Source organism: Chryseobacterium culicis, from assembly GCF_002979755.1.
Classification (GTDB): domain Bacteria; phylum Bacteroidota; class Bacteroidia; order Flavobacteriales; family Weeksellaceae; genus Chryseobacterium; species Chryseobacterium culicis_A.
Genome location: NZ_PCPP01000002.1, coordinates 68393 through 85211, shown reverse-complemented (window position 1 = coordinate 85211; position 16819 = coordinate 68393). Strand labels below are relative to the sequence as shown.

Annotated in this window: 14 protein-coding genes; 7 read left to right on the top strand and 7 right to left on the bottom strand. The window is 36.4% G+C overall.

Annotation, left to right across the window (positions count from 1 at the left end; genetic code table 11):
• Positions 1–17 precede the first annotated feature (17 nt).
• Complete coding sequence (locus CQ022_RS13385) at positions 18–647, bottom strand: helix-turn-helix domain-containing protein (RefSeq protein ID WP_105683394.1); 630 nt, start codon at positions 645–647, stop codon at positions 18–20.
• 166 nt (positions 648–813) lie between these two features.
• Here CQ022_RS13385 and CQ022_RS13380 point away from each other — a divergent pair, with 166 nt between their 5' ends.
• Genes CQ022_RS13380 through CQ022_RS13370 form a run of 3 tightly spaced genes read left to right on the top strand, consistent with a single transcriptional unit; the run spans position 814 to position 3139 of the window.
• Positions 814–1182, top strand: coding sequence for a hypothetical protein (locus CQ022_RS13380; RefSeq protein ID WP_105682871.1), 369 nt, complete (start codon positions 814–816; stop codon positions 1180–1182).
• 41 nt (positions 1183–1223) lie between these two features.
• A complete protein-coding gene (locus tag CQ022_RS13375) occupies positions 1224–2639 on the top strand; it encodes a PLP-dependent aminotransferase family protein (RefSeq protein WP_105682870.1) in 1416 nt (471 codons plus the stop codon).
• Positions 2640–2653: 14 nt separating this feature from the next.
• Complete coding sequence (locus CQ022_RS13370) at positions 2654–3139, top strand: GNAT family N-acetyltransferase (protein ID WP_105682869.1); 486 nt, start codon at positions 2654–2656, stop codon at positions 3137–3139.
• Between the two features lie 77 nt (positions 3140–3216).
• Here the strand turns inward: CQ022_RS13370 and CQ022_RS13365 are convergent, their stop codons facing one another.
• From CQ022_RS13365 to CQ022_RS13340, 6 genes are all read right to left on the bottom strand, one after another.
• The gene (locus CQ022_RS13365; protein WP_105682868.1) at positions 3217–5070 is read right to left on the bottom strand and encodes a LamG-like jellyroll fold domain-containing protein; all 1854 of its coding nucleotides are present in this window, start codon (positions 5068–5070) and stop codon (positions 3217–3219) included.
• 412 nt (positions 5071–5482) lie between these two features.
• Entirely contained in the window at positions 5483–6151 is a 669-nt protein-coding gene (locus tag CQ022_RS13360; protein WP_105683393.1) for an HAD-IA family hydrolase, read from the bottom strand.
• Between the two features lie 7 nt (positions 6152–6158).
• Entirely contained in the window at positions 6159–7313 is a 1155-nt protein-coding gene (locus CQ022_RS13355) for a TIGR03364 family FAD-dependent oxidoreductase (RefSeq protein WP_105682867.1), read from the bottom strand.
• 11 nt (positions 7314–7324) lie between these two features.
• Entirely contained in the window at positions 7325–8629 is a 1305-nt protein-coding gene (locus CQ022_RS13350; RefSeq protein WP_105682866.1) for a DUF5690 family protein, read from the bottom strand.
• Between the two features lie 9 nt (positions 8630–8638).
• Entirely contained in the window at positions 8639–11464 is a 2826-nt protein-coding gene (locus CQ022_RS13345; protein WP_105682865.1) for a TonB-dependent receptor, read from the bottom strand.
• 611 nt (positions 11465–12075) lie between these two features.
• Entirely contained in the window at positions 12076–12645 is a 570-nt protein-coding gene (locus tag CQ022_RS13340) for a helix-turn-helix domain-containing protein (protein WP_105682864.1), read from the bottom strand.
• 194 nt (positions 12646–12839) lie between these two features.
• Between CQ022_RS13340 and CQ022_RS13335 the strand changes: the two genes are divergently transcribed.
• The 4 genes from CQ022_RS13335 (at position 12840) to CQ022_RS13320 (ending at position 16569) form a co-directional block, all read left to right on the top strand.
• Positions 12840–13547, top strand: coding sequence for a response regulator transcription factor (locus CQ022_RS13335; protein WP_105682863.1), 708 nt, complete (start codon positions 12840–12842; stop codon positions 13545–13547).
• A 3-nt stretch (positions 13548–13550) separates the two neighbouring features.
• The gene (locus CQ022_RS13330; protein ID WP_105682862.1) at positions 13551–14966 is read left to right on the top strand and encodes a sensor histidine kinase; all 1416 of its coding nucleotides are present in this window, start codon (positions 13551–13553) and stop codon (positions 14964–14966) included.
• A gap of 248 nt (positions 14967–15214) precedes the next feature.
• Entirely contained in the window at positions 15215–15709 is a 495-nt protein-coding gene (locus CQ022_RS13325; protein ID WP_105682861.1) for a hypothetical protein, read from the top strand.
• 32 nt (positions 15710–15741) lie between these two features.
• Entirely contained in the window at positions 15742–16569 is an 828-nt protein-coding gene (locus CQ022_RS13320) for a YoaK family protein (protein WP_105682860.1), read from the top strand.
• Positions 16570–16819: the final 250 nt, after the last annotated feature.

The window sequence follows — 16819 nt, the reverse complement described above, 5'->3', positions numbered from 1 at the left end:
GGGATTTTTTTTCCTGTTTAAATAAATTGTCCTTTACTTTCCAGCCTCTCCAACCTTTCAAAGATGCCTGTAAATATATTTTTTTCTGTCATTGAAATGTATCCAACAATATTATAATATTCCTGATTATTTCTGTTTAATGTTTGATTATCAATTGCATAATGAAGGTTTCCATTGGTGTGAACTAATAAGTTATTGAAGTGCTCTGTATGTATATCAGCCTTATTTAAAAATAAAACATCACCATATTGATAGTGGGCAAGCAGGTGTTTTTCAGGAGTGAATTCATATACGAGATCAACGGCTGCTAATATTTTTTGCAGTATTGAGGTGTTGGGATTATTTTTCTCTGTTTTTGTCTGTTCTTCTTTGTTATTCAGGATCTCTAATTCCGGAAACAACATAAGCTGATCCGTGTCAGAAACACTTACTAATTGCTCTGCCTGTAAAGATTCAGTCAGTAATTGATCAAGATTCAGGTTAAAATGATGGGCTACTTTTAATATCGTTTCAATCTTAGGTTCGGCACGGCCTTCTTCATAAGAGCTTATCACACCTCTGTTCAGATCAAGAAGGCCTGCAAATGCTTTTTGGCTAATTCCTTTTACCTGCCTTATTTTCTTAATATTCGTTCCAAAGAAGCTCATTTTGTCTAATGTTTTTTGCAAAGATAAGACAGAGAATATAATTTTAGCTAAATATATTTGCATATTGAGCCTGATCGTAAAAAATCTGTACCCGTAATATTGTTTAGTTCTGTATCTGTATCCAAAATTAAATACTCCATAATTTTGTTTAGCTAAAGAAGAAAATATGGAAACAATCATTCAACATCAGAAGCCGTTTCAATATGCTGAAGCTTATATCTCAGATATGTGGATGCTTAAAACTATTTTTCTGGAGACCCAGAATGTGAAGAAAGCAGATCAGAATTTCGGACTTCCTTTTCTTTTGGCTAAAAATGGAAATATAGTAGTTGCTTTTGCCAGTCTTATCATTAATGAAAACAATGAAATCTCCTTCAAAGTTTATGATAAAAATACAATGCCAGAAGTAGAGAAAAGAAACTTTTTTTCCCGTGCTGAAAGATATTTAAAAAATAATAATACACCGAATTTCAAAGATCCGGAACAGTTAAAAAGCAGTATCAGCAGTATGATTAGCTGGCTGAATCCTGAATAAAGCAGGATAAAATTGTACATTTACTTAAAACCCCTGATTCAATGCCTAAAGATGTTCTGTACCTTAAAATAGCCAATTCTGTCACAGAGCAGATCAAAAGTGAAACCCTGCAATTTGGAGACAGGCTGCCTTCACTGAGAAGTGCACAGAAATTATACAACGTGAGCCTGAATACGATAAAGCAAGCGTATATGGAGTTGGAAAGCCGTTCTCTTGTAGAATCGCGTCCGAAATACGGATATTATGTAAGCCAGACTTCCCAACGAAAACTGGCATTACCTTCTGTAGCACAGATGAAGGTTTCGGAAGGTAAAAATACTCCTCAGGATCTTATTGATAAAGTATTTGGGAGTATCGGAGGTACAGATGTTACGCAGTTCGCTCTGGGAATTCCGGGGAAGAGTCTTCTTCCGGTTGCCAAAATGAAGAAATGCATGATTGATGTGATGAAAAGGAAGAGTGACAGCGGAACCAATTATGAACCTGTGCAGGGAAGCGAAATTCTGCGTAGAGAAATCGCCAAATGGTCTATGGTAATGGAAGGGAAAATTACGGAAGACGATCTGGTTATTACTTCCGGAGCGATGAATGCTGTTTATAATTGTTTAATGGCCGTTACGCAACCAGGCGATTCTGTCGCAGTGGAAAGCCCTGTATATTTTGGAATTCTTCAGGCCATTCAGTTATTGGGATTGAAAGCTGTAGAAATTCCTACGCATCCTATTACAGGAGTGGATCTGGATGCTTTAAAAAAGGTCCTTCCGAAGCTCTCTGCATGCTGTTTTGTCGTGAATTATAATAATCCTTTAGGATTTCAGATGCCTGATGAGAACAAAAAAGAACTGGTGAAAATGCTTACCGAGTACAATGTTCCTTTGGTTGAAGATGATGTGTACGGAAACATCTATTTCGGAGCGGGAAGACCAAAGCCGTGTAAGTTTTACGATGAAGCAGGAATTGTGATGTGGGTAGGTTCGGTTTCCAAAACACTGGCTCCGGGTTTTAGAGTAGGATGGGTGGCTCCGGGAAAATTTAAGGAAAAAATTATCCGTCAGAAATTGGTTCAGACGGTGAGCGGACCTTCTTTGTTTTCAGATGTGATTGCGGATTTCCTGGCACACGGACGGTATGATCATCATTTGAGAATGTTCAGAAAAAAACTGTACGCGAACTACCTTCAGATCCAGAAGTCGGTGATTGAGTATTTTCCTGATAATACAAAGATTTCAGAACCCAAAGGAGGTTTTATGCTTTGGCTGGAACTTGATAAGAGAATTTGTACAGAAGATCTTTATGACATAGCTGTCAGCCAAAAAGTGAACTTTGCTCCGGGAAGAATGTTTTCACAATATAATCAGTATCAGAACTGTATGCGACTGAACTATGCCCTGGAATGGACTGATCGGGTGGAAAGCGATCTGGAGAAGTTGGGAAAAATGATAAAAAACAGAATTTAATAAACCTTATAGCGATGAATGATATCAATAATGAAGTAAAAATTATAGCGTATGACCCTCAGTATAAAGAAGCTTTCAAAGCTTTGAATGAAGAGTGGATCAAGACGTTCTTTGTAATGGAATCGGGAGATTATAAACTTCTGGATCATCCGGAAGAAGAGATTTTAAATAAAGGCGGACACATTGCTTTTGCTTTGCTGAATGGAGAAGTGGTAGGAACCTGTGCATTAGTAAAAACGGAGAACAATCCTCTTACTTTTGAACTGTCAAAGATGGCCGTAAGTCCCAAAGCACAAGGAAAAAAATTAGGATATCTGTTGGGAAATGCCTTGGTGGAAAAAGCGAAAGAATTGAATGCCGAAAAAGTCTTTTTAGTTACCAATTCTATTTTGGTTCCTGCTATTAAACTTTACGAAAAACTGGGCTTTATCCATACACCTATCGGTCATGCTGAGTACGACCGTGCAGATGTTAGAATGGAGTTGATTTTCAATAAATAAGCAAAAAAAAATATTAGAACTCGGATAGGAATATCCTTGTTCTAATATCAAAATTTAAATCTAATTGCTTTACTGTTTTATTTCTTGATGAACGTCTTGGTCAGTGATTTTTTACTTCCGTTAATTTTAATAAAATATACACCTGTCGGAAGATTCCCAATATTGATTTTTTCATCGTAATATCCTCTTGAAGACTGTAAATGTGACGTTGAAACCAATGCTCCTTTACTGTCGATGATTTCTGCTTTAATTTCCTTATCTTCAGATTGATACTGAACTCCAATGAATGTTGAAACAGGATTGGGATAAATTTTAAAATCATCAGCGATTACCTTAGAATCTTTTGCCGCTAATATTTCTTTAGAACATGCCGGAATTCTATTGATTCCATCAATTCCCCATGAAGACTGCACCGGAATACAAAGCCAGTTCAGTACGGTAGGAAAGTGATCTGTTTCTCTTGTCGTTGAGGTATAATCATACACCTTAAAATTGTTGACCGTATTGGCATTATAAGTCGGAGAACCTGTCACAGTCATGTTATTGGTGTTTGGACTTGAATCTGCCAACGTATTTCCGGAAGTTCCATTACATTTCCAATTGGCCACTAGCTGAGCATAATAAGGATGTGAAGGTGTAATATCCTGGTTGGCCCAATTCACGATGACATCATTGGGAAGCGCAGATTTCCAGATTCTTACATCTTTATAGGAAGCTGCCAGATTGATTCCATAAGCATTGGTTCCATCCTGATTTAAGGTTAAAGGAAGCCCGGAATCAATATTTCCGATGGTATTCATTTTTGCAAAAGTTACCGGAACACCATCTTCATACAGTGTTACAAGACCATCTCTGTCAAAGCTGACAGCGATATGTTTCCATTTATTCGTTTCCACTTTTCCTCCAACAAGATCAATTCTGTTGGCTCCATCGCCAATATTCATTTTAAAAGTCTGTCCGGAATACCCTGAAAAAACAAATCCTTTATTTTTTCCATTAGCCCAGTTTTTATTACTGATCATTACCGGATCACTGGAGTAGGCAGCATTAGGTTTTACCCAAAACTCAATCGTAAAATCCTGAGTTGCACCAAAATTGAAAGGAGCCTGGTTAGATGGTTTTGCATAGGTTCCTGCAGGGAAATTCAACTGATTGAATGTCTTATTGGATTCAAGGATTGTTTTGCTGATTTGCTGAGGAATAAATCCCGGATTGGAATATACCGTAAAAATGTTTCTTTCGGAAAGATTTCCACCACCATGAGAGCTTTCTATTGCTCCGTGGTCTGTAGTGAGTACTACCAGCCAGTCTTCATTGTTGTAAGAAGGTCTGTTCTTCATAGCAGTGACAATTTCTCCGATATAAGTATCTGTTGTTTTGATTGAAGATACATACTGAGGAATGCTTGATGAAAATCCATAAGAATGTCCTGCATGATCTACATCATCGAAATCTACAAAGAGAATATCAGGGTTGTCATTCTGCAAAGCGGTTATAGCTGCATTTTTCACGGCAAGATCTGTTGCCAGATTGGTTTTTACATCCGCATTCTGTATAATCTTATCGTTAATAGGTGACCAATGTGCCAGAGAAACAGTTCTCAGGCTGGGATTGTAAGTTTCTGCTCTGGTTAAAAAATCAGGATAATTGACGTAGTTCGGACTGGTGAAATTATTGTCCTGAACATTATGCTTGGTATGCCATACGCCGGTAAGCATCGTACTCCATCCGTTTCCGCTCCAGGTAGTGGCAGCGCAAAGCCCATCAACAGAATAAATCGACTGACTGATCAGGTTTTGAATGTTAGGAGTGGGAGTAGACATCATGACATCTGCACGGCATCCGTCAATACCGATAAAAAGAACTTTTTTGGTCTGAGCTCCAAGGAAACAGCTCATGACAACAGCCATTGAGAATAGTTTTGTTTTCATAGGGAAAAAGAGTTTTTAAATAGAAAAGTTTACAAATAGTAATTTATTTTTGACTATTGTAAAATTAGTTTACTATTTGTAAACATGTATGAACTGTAAATTAATTAATTGATAATTAAAAAGTTCTGAAAAAAGAAGGATGAAATGGTTAACCACAAAAGTCACAAAAGTGATTAACACTGCTCATTTTTAAGTGATAAGCTTTGAGAATATAAAGTTCCCAAAAGATTCCAAAAATCTATGTTTTCTACGAATATTCAATCAGACGTACTATATTCCCTTCCTCTGGAGGGGTGGCAAAAATTCAAAGAATTTTTGACGGGGTGGTTCAAAAAACACAAACATTTTCAATGGATTAGCATGAAAACATTTGTGTCAAGAAGTAGTAAAAAAGTTTTTGAAAAAGAAGTTTTTAAAGAATACCTTCTGCTTCAGAAATGGTGTTCAGAATATAATCGGGCGCTGCTTTTTCAAGCTCTGCTTTGCTTTGTGCTCCGGAGAGAACGGCTACTGTAAGTCCGCAGCCTGCATTTTTGCCTTCTTCAATATCAATAACAGAGTCACCTGCCTTTAAAACCTTATTGGCCTCAGTGATATTGAATTTCTTCATTGCAAGATGGATCATTTCTGGGCTTGGGCGGCTTTCTGAAACATCATCTGCCGTAATTAAGGCATCAAAATGAATACTTTCTTTCCAGTTGAGTTTATTCAGAAGCTGATGAGCAATTTCAGAAGTATATCCTGTATTCAACACGATCTTTTTGTTTTGAGACTTCATACGGAGCAGGAAGTTTTCCGTTCCGTTAATGGGTTTTACCTCAAGGTTTTGATAAGACTCTTTAAGCTGATCAGAGAAATTCTCAAAAATAGCAGGAGCATCTTCCTCATTGCCATTGATTTCCCTTAAAAGACTTGTGATGGCTTCCAGTTTTTCCATTCCGGCACAGCTGGATAATACTTTTTCAAGGCTTACCACATAGCCATAATCATTCACAGCGCTGGTAAGTGTTTTATAGACTACATTATCCTCGTCAATTGTTGTTCCGGCCATATCCAGAACTAATAATTCTATATTTTTCATTTCAATTTTATGCGTAAATTTTTTCAATAGTAAACTTCGAGAAACCACCGCTTCCCGTCATTCCTTTCCCTCCGATACCTGTTATAATGTGAATATTGGCAGATGGATTGTGTTCAAAAATATCTTTGGTTTTGCACTGAGAATAGATTCCGAACCATCTTCTCTGAATTTCATACGTAGGAAGATCAATAATTTTCTTAGCCTCATGGATCATAAATTCATCAATCTCCATATTAAGATCATAGCCAAGGTCATCAGCATTTTTAGCATCAGCATATTCATGAGAATCTCCTATGATGACAGAACCGTCCAGCGCCTGCTTGAATAAAATATGAACTCCGTATTTCTTTTCAAACGAGTTGGGATCTTCTAAAGCCTTGATTTTCTGAAAAGAAGGACACTCACTGAATGATTCGTATCTTCTGACCGAAAGACCAGTAAGAATATTTCCCTGAAGTGAATAAATTCCCTGGGGTTTGGTCTGAAGCATCTGAAGCTTACTGACTTCCAGATCGCTGTCATTGAATACATTAGGGTACAACGTTTTGAACTCATGACCACCACAGATAATGATTTTGGAAGCATTGAATTCTGTTCCCTCTGCGCTTACAGCTGTACATTTCTGATCATCTTCTCTGGTTTCTAAAACGGTTGTGTTGTAGAAAATCTGCAATCCCATTTTTTCCTGCAGCAGTTTGTGAAGCTTTACAATCATATCAGCAGAGTCTACAGACAGTTCCTGAGGGAAAAATAATCCTCCTTTACAATAATCAGAACGAAGACCGTCAAACTTTTTGATACAGTCGCCTTTTGATAATAATACAGATTCATAATCATTGTTTCTGTTGATTTCATAAAGCTCCTCAATCAGCTGAAGTTCTTCATCATTCGAAGCAATATAAACAGATCCGTTTTGTCTGATGGTAAGATCTGCCTGGGTATGAAGTTCGTTATATATTGCAAGACTTTCTCTTCCGAAATTCTGCCATTTAAGATCCATTCCGGAAGGCACTACCTGTCCGAAATTCCTTACTGTAGCCCCCAGAGGAATTGAATTTCTTTCCAGTAAAGCTACCTTAAGATTTTTCTTCAGCGCATGATAAGCGTGGAATGTTCCTAAAATTCCACCTCCTACAACGAGTAAATCAAATTTTGTTGTCATTGTACTATAATTTATAAAATTTTCGACGTATCGAAATTGATGAATTGATTAGAGTTTGAGTTTGATTTCGGCTTTGATTTGTTCCTGAAAGCCAGAAAAGCAACCACAGAAAGAATTAAAACCGTTATTGTTATAATGTAATTTAAATTGATATAAAAAGTAAGCCACGAGGTCTGAGCTGATCCGAAGTTTTTGTACAATAGAACCAGAACGCTTCCCAGATACCCGAAAGAATCCACAATATAGATCAGAAAACCTACATTTCCTTTGATCTCAAAAGCGGCAATCATCCGGTCAAAATAGATTCCATTGAAAGGAATATAGCAGATGTACATTCCAAAGCCGGAAATTGTCATCCATAAAAACGGAGATAATGAACCCTGCTGAAACAGATAAGTAGAAAGTCCTACCGTAAGAATTCCCGCAAAAAGAATATAGTGATAGTAAGAAAAGGCTTTTTTATTGTTTTTTACTTTTACCATAAAGCTTAAAATCAGCAGAACCATTACGGCGATAGGTATTTCCGTTAAGGTGAAAATAGAGCTGTCAAAACTAAAATGCAGTCCGTCCCAGATCTCACGGTTGAAATTATCTCTGAAATCCCTTAAAACGGTTAAACAGATGTACAAAAATATAATACATACAATGGGAACAAAGAATTGCTGGATGAGCGCTTTTCTTTCCTTACCATTCAACGGTTCTCTTTTGTTTTTAAGCAAAATATCTTCTTCTGTAGGTTGTGGAATCTTTTCAAGAAGCAATCCGAAAAGAATCAGAGGAATAACGAAAATAAGTCCGGCAGAAAATGGCATCCAGAATTCTGAAATGGAGAAAGTATCCATCAGAAATTTCCCTACAGATTTGGTAAATCCTGAAGAAACCACAAAGCTCGAGCATAAAAAAAGGCCGATGATTTCCGTGGTTTTACGTCCCTCAATGTAAGAGAAAACAATTCCCCAGATCATTCCCAACGGAATCCCATTGATGAACATAAATATAATATTGTATGGAGCAGGAACGGCAGCAAATCCCAGCAGGGCAAGCTCTGCAATAACAATAAAAACAAACAGATAAGTGAGTCTTTTCTGAGGTTTCAGTTCAGAAATAAATTTAATCCCGATAAACTTTGAGATAAAATACCCAACTGCCTGAGCAATGATAATCAGAATCTTATAGTCAACTCCCAAATAGGAAAGTCCTTCGAAAGAAGCTACAGTAAAAGGTTTTCGAAAACCGTACATGCAGAAGTAAACACCAAAAGCAGCAAAAGCGGCTTTCAGTGTTACTACTGTTTTTTTATTGATGGTTCTGGCCATGGTATTGATTTAGAAGTTCAGTTTTACTCCAAGGTTGAATCGTACTCCATAATATTCTACCTGCTCAGGGCGGTCTTCATTTTTACCAAAGTGATAGATCAGAGGTTTATTCAGAATATTGTTCACATCCGCATATAAAGTCAGGTATTTGGTAAATTGATAAGAACCTCCGAAATCAAGATTGCTGTATTTACCATAATAAGAATCATTGAGGTCTTCTTCAGCATATTCTACCGCGTACTTTCCTTTGTAGTTGTAAGCCAGTCTGGCATTGAATCCTTTTTTCTCAAAGAAAAGCTGTGCATTGTACAATTCCTTTGCCTGATAAGGAAGAGCTACTTTTCTTCCGCTTGGCTTTTCCATTTCAGAAGTCATAAATGTGGCGTTCAATTGTACTCCAAAGTATTGTAAGAATCCTGGAAGGAAGTCAAAGCGTTTGTTGATTCCCAGTTCAATTCCTCCTAACCATGCTGCTTTTCCGTTGTTGGGAGCTGTAAACTGTACGCCATTCATTCCGTTGTAGCTTCCGATAAAAGAATCCTGGAAAATAGGATCTGTAATTGATTTATAGAAAACGCCACCGCTCAGAATCCCTACATTGGAGAAATAATATTCTCCCATCAAATCAAAATTCAGAGAATAGGTAGGATTAAGATTTGGGTTTCCGCCTTTGAACTCGTTGTCTGCTTCAATATACGTTCCCCCAGGAGTCAAATCTCCAAAATTGGGTCTTGAGAATGTTCTTGTGGCAGCAAAACGAAGATTGGTTTTATCATTCAGCGTATATTTCAAATGAACCATTGGAAGAACAGCCAGATAGTTTTTGGTGTTTTCTACCGGAGTAAGTACATTATCATTCACGCTGTACCCTCTAACCTTAGTATTGGTATTGGATAATCTGATTCCTCCTAGAATGGTGATCTTGTCATTCAGTTTATACGTTGCCATTCCGTAAGCATCAGCATGTTTTTCAAACACATCAAAGTTTCTTCCTAATGCTTTGTTGTATTCCAATGCTTCGGAGTCAGCGGTATTGATCTTTAAATTTCCCTGATTCTGATACCAAAATTGATTCATTCCTGTTTTAGAAAGCACGGGACCAAAAGTATTGCCGATATGAGCATTCATTTCACTTAAATATTTCGGTCCATTGGGCTGTGTTGTGATATATTGTGAATACTCAGACAGAAGTGGGGCAGTACCATTGTTCCAGTTGTAGAAAATATCAGAGAACTTTGCATTACGTTCCTTGTCTCGGTATTTAAAACCATATTTTAAAATCAACTTATCAGAAGCATTAATCTCATGATTGAATGCGGCTACAATCTTATCTTTTTCCTCCACAAAAACCTTATAGAATTCAAGATCTGTAAATCTCATCTGAGAAGCATCCATTTTAAAGTTGGGATCGCTGTAGAAACCAAACAAAGCGTCAGGGTTTTTATAATCTAATTTTCCACCATCAGCTTTCCAGTAAGCTCTGGGTCCATTTCCATGATTGGAAATATAATCTGGATTGATGCCTACACCGGATTGTGTGTATTTGATGACATAATAAGAATTGTTTTGCTTGTCAGGAATATTTCCATACTTGAATTTATTGTCGTAGTAAGATAAATCCCAGTCGATTTTTCCTTTATTTAATTGATGAACGGCTCCCAAAGACACAGAAGTAAGTTCTGTGATCAGTAAGTTGTGGATATTCTGAAGTTCGACTCTTGCTGTATTATTGGTACTGCTGAACTTATCAAATCGGATTCTATGCTTGTAGTGGGTTTCGTCATCCGATAACGTACCATACATTCCTTTTAAATAGAAGGTTGTTTTTGGTGACAGCACATATTCAAAAGCTGTGTTGATTCCCGTTGTCTTTCTAACCCCATTATAATCACGAAGTTCCAGCCTGAAAACACCTTCGTCACCACTTCTTCTCGCTTCAAAATTATCGGTAGACCAGTTTCTGATGAAATGAGCAAAATTGAATAAATACCCGAATTTTTTATCCTTTGTTCTTCCTCCATATAAAAATCCAAGGTTGTAAACACCTTTGTCAGACTTTGCATTATAACCACTTCCTACAGTAGCTTTGAACTCTGTTTTCATCGGCGGAGTCTTGGTGATAAAATTCACACCACCACCTATTCCGTCAGCTTCCATATCTGGGGTAAATGATTTATTGACATGTACATAGGAGATCAGTTCCGTAGGAAAGAAATCGAAAGCTGTAGCTCTGGAAGTTGTTTCCTCTTCAGCGGTGGGAAGCCTGTTCCCGTTGATGGTGGTGGAAGCCCAGAATGGCGGAAGTCCTCTCAGAGAAACAAATCTTCCTTCTCCCTGATCTCTTTCAATAGAAACACCCTGTACACGCTGTACGGTCTCTGCAGCATTTCTGTCCGGTAGTTTTCCAATTCCGTCAGAGGCAATGACATTGGTGATATTGATTGCATTTTTCTGAAGGTTCAAGGCTCTTGCTTCCGTATTTTTTAATGTTCCGGTAACCACTACTTCGTCAATATTTTTTCGGGGTTGGGAAAGTTTGATGATTCCTACATCAACAGTTTGTTCTGATTTCAGATCAATAGTAATCTCCGAAGATTCATATCCTATATAGCTTATTTGTAAAGTGTATTGGCCTTCTTTGATATCATTGATGGTGAATTTTCCTTCAATATCAGTGGTTATATTTTTAGATAAGCCTTTTATTTTGACTGTTGCTCCGGGGAGAGCCTGGCTGTCGTCAAGAACAGTTCCTATAATTAACTGCTTTTGCGCTGAAACAAAGACAATGAAACAGACAAAAACAAGGGTAAGTAATTTCTCTAAATTTGTTTTCATTTTTACATATATTAAATTTTTTATGCAAATCACGCTAATAATTTTAATATATATAAATATTTTGTATTAAGTATTGATTAACAAATAAAGGCTGTTTGTTACAGCTATTTTACTTTAAAAAGTATAAAACCTATCCTTTGAAAATTTAATAAAATGGGATTTGAAGCACCTGTTTCAACGTTTTTTGTAAATATTCCAAGGAAATAATAGGAATAAAAACCCGCTGAAAATAGCCCTGTTTCTGTTCATATTTCGTTCATTTAAGAAGAAAATGGAAAAACAAAAGTTGCATATTTGTAAACTTTTGTGTGTGCCGGAATATCAAACATTGAGGAATGATATAAAAATTGGAATATGATTTAAGCGCAAAGTCTAATATTTATAACGCTAAATTATAAGTGTGCAAAGTTTGCGACATTGTCGCTGATGAAGCGTGATTATTATAGGTGTATTTATAGTGAATCTACACTACAATTGTCATTATGAATGAAATGAAATGTAATGAAATGTAATGAAGAATCTCAAGTTATTGAATGCAAATAAGAGATTCTTCCTTCGTCAGAATGACAAAAGCAAAACAGTAAAAAACTTTACGTTAAAAAAGAATATAATTATGCAGTATAAAAATAAAGAACAAGCATCACACAGCTTTCATTGCTGATGCTTACCGGAACGTGAGGAAACTTTCCATTGAAATATAAAGAATCTCCTTCTTTTAAAATGACTTCTTCATTATCAATCACATATTTCACTTCTCCTTTCAGAATATATTTGAATTCCCAGGCATCCGTAATTACCTTTTCTCTTTTAGAATTGGGTTCGAGAGTTAACAATACCGCTTCAAAACCCAAAGAATGAAGACTCTTGCTGAAAATATGCATATACTTGAATCCTTCAGCTTCTACTTCTTTTTCTATAACCTGCTGGCTCTCTTTCGGAACATAGATGAATTTGGCGTTGGATTTTTTCTCAACACCCTCAAAAAAATAACTGGCATCAATCTCAAGAGACTGGATCAGATCCAATAAAACCGGAAGGGATGGAATTGTTCTTCCGTTTTCAATCCTGGAAACAAGTCCGTTACTCACATTGGCTTTGAAAGCCAGATCATTAATGGTTAAATTATTCTTTTTTCTAATATCCTTTAATCTCTTGCCGATACCTATTAAAAAGTCATTCATACTGTGTGTAATTTAACCTGAATTATTTTATCATCATGATATAAAAACAAAGGTAGTATTATTCTATAGAGTTTAGATACGGGAGCGAATCAATTCATTGAAAATTATTATTTGCCTTCTCATCTTTCCCGGACTCTTTCGCCTTTTCTCCCCAGGAAAAATTCCCTATTTTTGTAAAACTCCTTATTTCATTTATGAAAAAAATTATTCTTATCGAAGACGAAACCAGTGTGGTATCCTTTATTAAAAAAGGACTTCAGGAAAATGGATATGAAATTTCTGTGGCTTTTGACGGGCGCACAGGAGTACAGCTGGTACAGGCTAACGATTTCGATCTTGTTATTTTAGATATCATGCTTCCGGAAATGAATGGTTTGGATGTGTGTAAAGAGATAAGAAAAACCAACCAGAGTGTTCCGATTTTATTTCTGACGGCTTTGGGAACTTCTGAAAATATTGTTCTGGGACTGGAAAGTGGCGGAGATGATTATCTGGTAAAACCTTTTAAATTCATTGAACTGGTTGCCCGTGTGAAATCTCTGCTAAGAAGAAGCAACAACAACGGTCCGCAGGAAGTCACAGAACCGGAGCCGGATAATGAACATGTATTTCAGTTTTCTGATCTGATGGTGAATGATTATACAAAGAAGGTAACCCGTTCGGGAGAAGATATTTCTCTTACTTCCACAGAATATAAACTCCTGTTGTATTTCCTGAATAACCCGGAAAAAGTAATTTCCAGAGCAGAAATTCTGGATGCAGTGTGGGGAGTAAACTACGAGCTGGGAACCAATGTAGTAGATGTATATGTAAACTATTTAAGAAAAAAACTGGATAGCCAGGATGATAATAAATTGATTCATACCGTGATAGGAATGGGGTATGTGTTGAAAAAAACATAATGAATGTTTAATAAAGTGATTACAAATCAAACCAAAACGATGGTGCTTTTAATGTTGGTTTTTACCGCCATTATTTTGCTGTTCAGTGGTTTGGTGTACTTTTCAATCGTTAATTTCTCACATCAGAGGTTTTATGAACTGCTGAAGATCAGAACCGCTACTATTGTTCAGATTGAAAAGAGCAAAGACCATCTTGACCTTCCGGAAAACTATGTTCTCAGCAGCCTGAATGATGAAGAACTTCCGATGGAAAAAGACTATGTTTTTGCGGTTCCTACCGACTCCAATTTCAAAAAAATATCCCAGGAAGTCCATATTCCTGCTTACTTTTTTAAAAATATCATTAAAGAAGGGGAATCTAATTATAATGATCAGGAATTCTATTATATAGGGCAGAGTTTCAGATACGATGATAAAGATTATATTGCGATAGCTTCTGCCAAAAACCATTATGTTGTTTACTATCTGGGGTTTTTAAAAAGAACACTGCTTACCTGTATCGTACTATCGCTGTTCTTTAGTATGATCTTTTCGTTTTATCTTTCAAAAACGTTATTCAGGCCAATATTAAAAATTACGGGAAAAGTAAAGGAGATCAGTTCAGAAAACCTTCACTTAAGATTGGAAGCACAGCCTGATAATAAGGAACTGAATGAGTTGGTGGATACTTTCAACGATATGCTCAACCGTATTGAAACGTCTTTCGAAACCCAGAATCACCTGATCGGAAATGTTTCCCACGAATTGAGAACTCCTTTGACTTCCATTATGGGAGAAGCGGATGTAGCACTTTCCATCAGCAGAACCGCAGATGAATATAAAGAAACGCTGGGGATTATTCTGGATGAAGCTGAAAAGCTGGATAAAAAGATCAAAGCACTCTTAATGATTGCCCAAACCGGATTCGACGGAAAGATCCAGAAGATGGATAAGGTGAGAATTGACCAGCTGCTTTGGGATGTCATTGAAACCCTCAGAAGGATCGATTCCAGAAATAATATTTATCTGGATATCAGCATGCTTCCCGATAATCCGAAAAAATTAAAAGTACAGGGGAATGAACAGCTATTGCATCTTGCAGTGGCCAATATCATCAGTAATGGATGTAAGTACTCTAATTTCCAACAGGTTAAAGTTTCATTAGGAGCTACCAATACAGACGTTTATATTATTGTAAAAGATAATGGAATCGGAATTCCGGAGGTAGAAATGAATAAAATCTACGATCCGTTCTTCAGAGCTTCCAATACCAATAATTACGAAGGCTACGGAATCGGGCTTCCATTGGCTAGAAATATCGTAAGAATGCACCACGGTGAACTGATTGTAAGCTCCCATGAGAATCAGGGAACCACTGTGCAGATGCGTTTTCCAAATTTCTATAGTATGATGCAGAAAGGAGAAGAGATCAACAAATAAATATCTTCATCCTGAACTTCATTGAGCTGCTTTTTCATCTTGCTTGTTTTGATAATCAGGGTGTTGTAAAGGTGTGTTCGCTCTTTTTCGATTTTGATTTTTCGTCATATTAACTCCCCTTAACAATTTTCTAATCTCATTTTAATCTCTTTAATCACATTTTAATTCTATTCCAAAGATCTTCTAATATGGTCGTTCTAGTTTTGTATCATCAAAAAAGATAAACACGATACAAAATAATACAGAACATGGCTAAAACAATTTTAATTGCAACAGATTACTCTCTTGAGTCATTGAACATATTGAAAAAAGTACTTAAAGAGAAAGATGCATCAGAAGATCAGAACCAATATAATATCCTTCTGACTACTGGGTATGATTCCGGAGATTCTATCAGAGATCTTTTGTTCAGTACCAAAACATCTATTTTCAATAAAATCAGGCCTTCGGAATTCTGTGATGCCTTTGGAATTATCAGTAATAAATATCCTCATCTGGTTAACAAAATCATCTGTGATGTCTTTACAGGAAGTTTCCAAAGAACATTTAACCAGTATGTAAAGGCAGAAAATATTGAGGAAGCTTATTATTCTCCATCTATTAAAAGTAAAGGAAAAGGCAAATTTGATCTGATTCCTTATATCAAAAAATGCAAAGAACTTCAATCTCACGAAATTACAGTTGAGGTAAGAGAAAGGCTTCCGGAAAGAGGAAGACTGGCGGAGATCTTTGTTGAGGTCTAAAAAGAATTAAACACTATTTAAAAAGATAAAAAATGTTAAGAAATTATAGTAACAGCAGGACACTGGGAGACAATATCAGGTTGGGGACGCTGACTGCCTTTACGGCAGGTACTATAAATATTGCTTCCCTATTGATATTTCTTTCTTTTACATCAAACGTAACGGGACACTACGCTATTTTGGCGGCAGAAATCAGTAAAGGAAACTGGACGCAGGTAGGAGTAGTAGGAGGATGGATCTTTTTGTTCTTCTTCGGAAGCTTTCTGTCCAACTTTATTGTTATCAATTTTAATAAAAAAAGTAAATATTTTGCCCATTCTATGCCTATTGCGCTGGAAATTTTATGTCTTCTTTTTGTAGGTATATACGGGCAGTTTTATTATCAAAAAACATTAGAAGAAACAGAATATTTAGTAGCATTGATGCTTTTCGCTACCGGATTGCAAAACGGATTAACGGCAAGTATCTCCAACTTCTCTGTGAAAACAACCCACCTTACCGGAACAACCACCGACCTGGGAATCCTGGTATCCATGTTTACACAGAAAAAGTACAGAAGAAATGGAGAGCTGATTGGCAGAGCAAAACTTCTGATGAGTATTATGCTTGCCTATGTTATGGGAGCAGTATTCTCAGGGTTAACTTACTACTATCTTGAATTCAGAGTCTTCTATGTAATCAGTATATGTCTGTTGATTGTTATTGGGTATGATGCTTATAAAATTCATATTCGTCACTTCAATACGAAGTACAGATACAGCAGGATCTACAGAAAGCCCAATATTTTTGCTTATCTGTATGAGAAAATCCATGGAATTCCTAAAAGAGAGAAGAAAAGAAAACTTGTCTTTGAGGATTAAAATGTAAAACACACTATTATTTTTTTGTATAAACTAGCTGTAAACGCCCTTATTTTATGATGGAATAGGGGCGTTTTTTTTGAAAAATTAACTTCATTATTGGAATTTTTATTGTTTTTGTCCTCTTTCCATGGTCATTGAAATGAAAGTTTCCGGATGAGACGGATCAACTTGCTAACGCCCTTCATTACAAACATTAAAAAAATCAGTTGGGGATAAATAGGCAAAAATGTTGATAATTAAATATTAA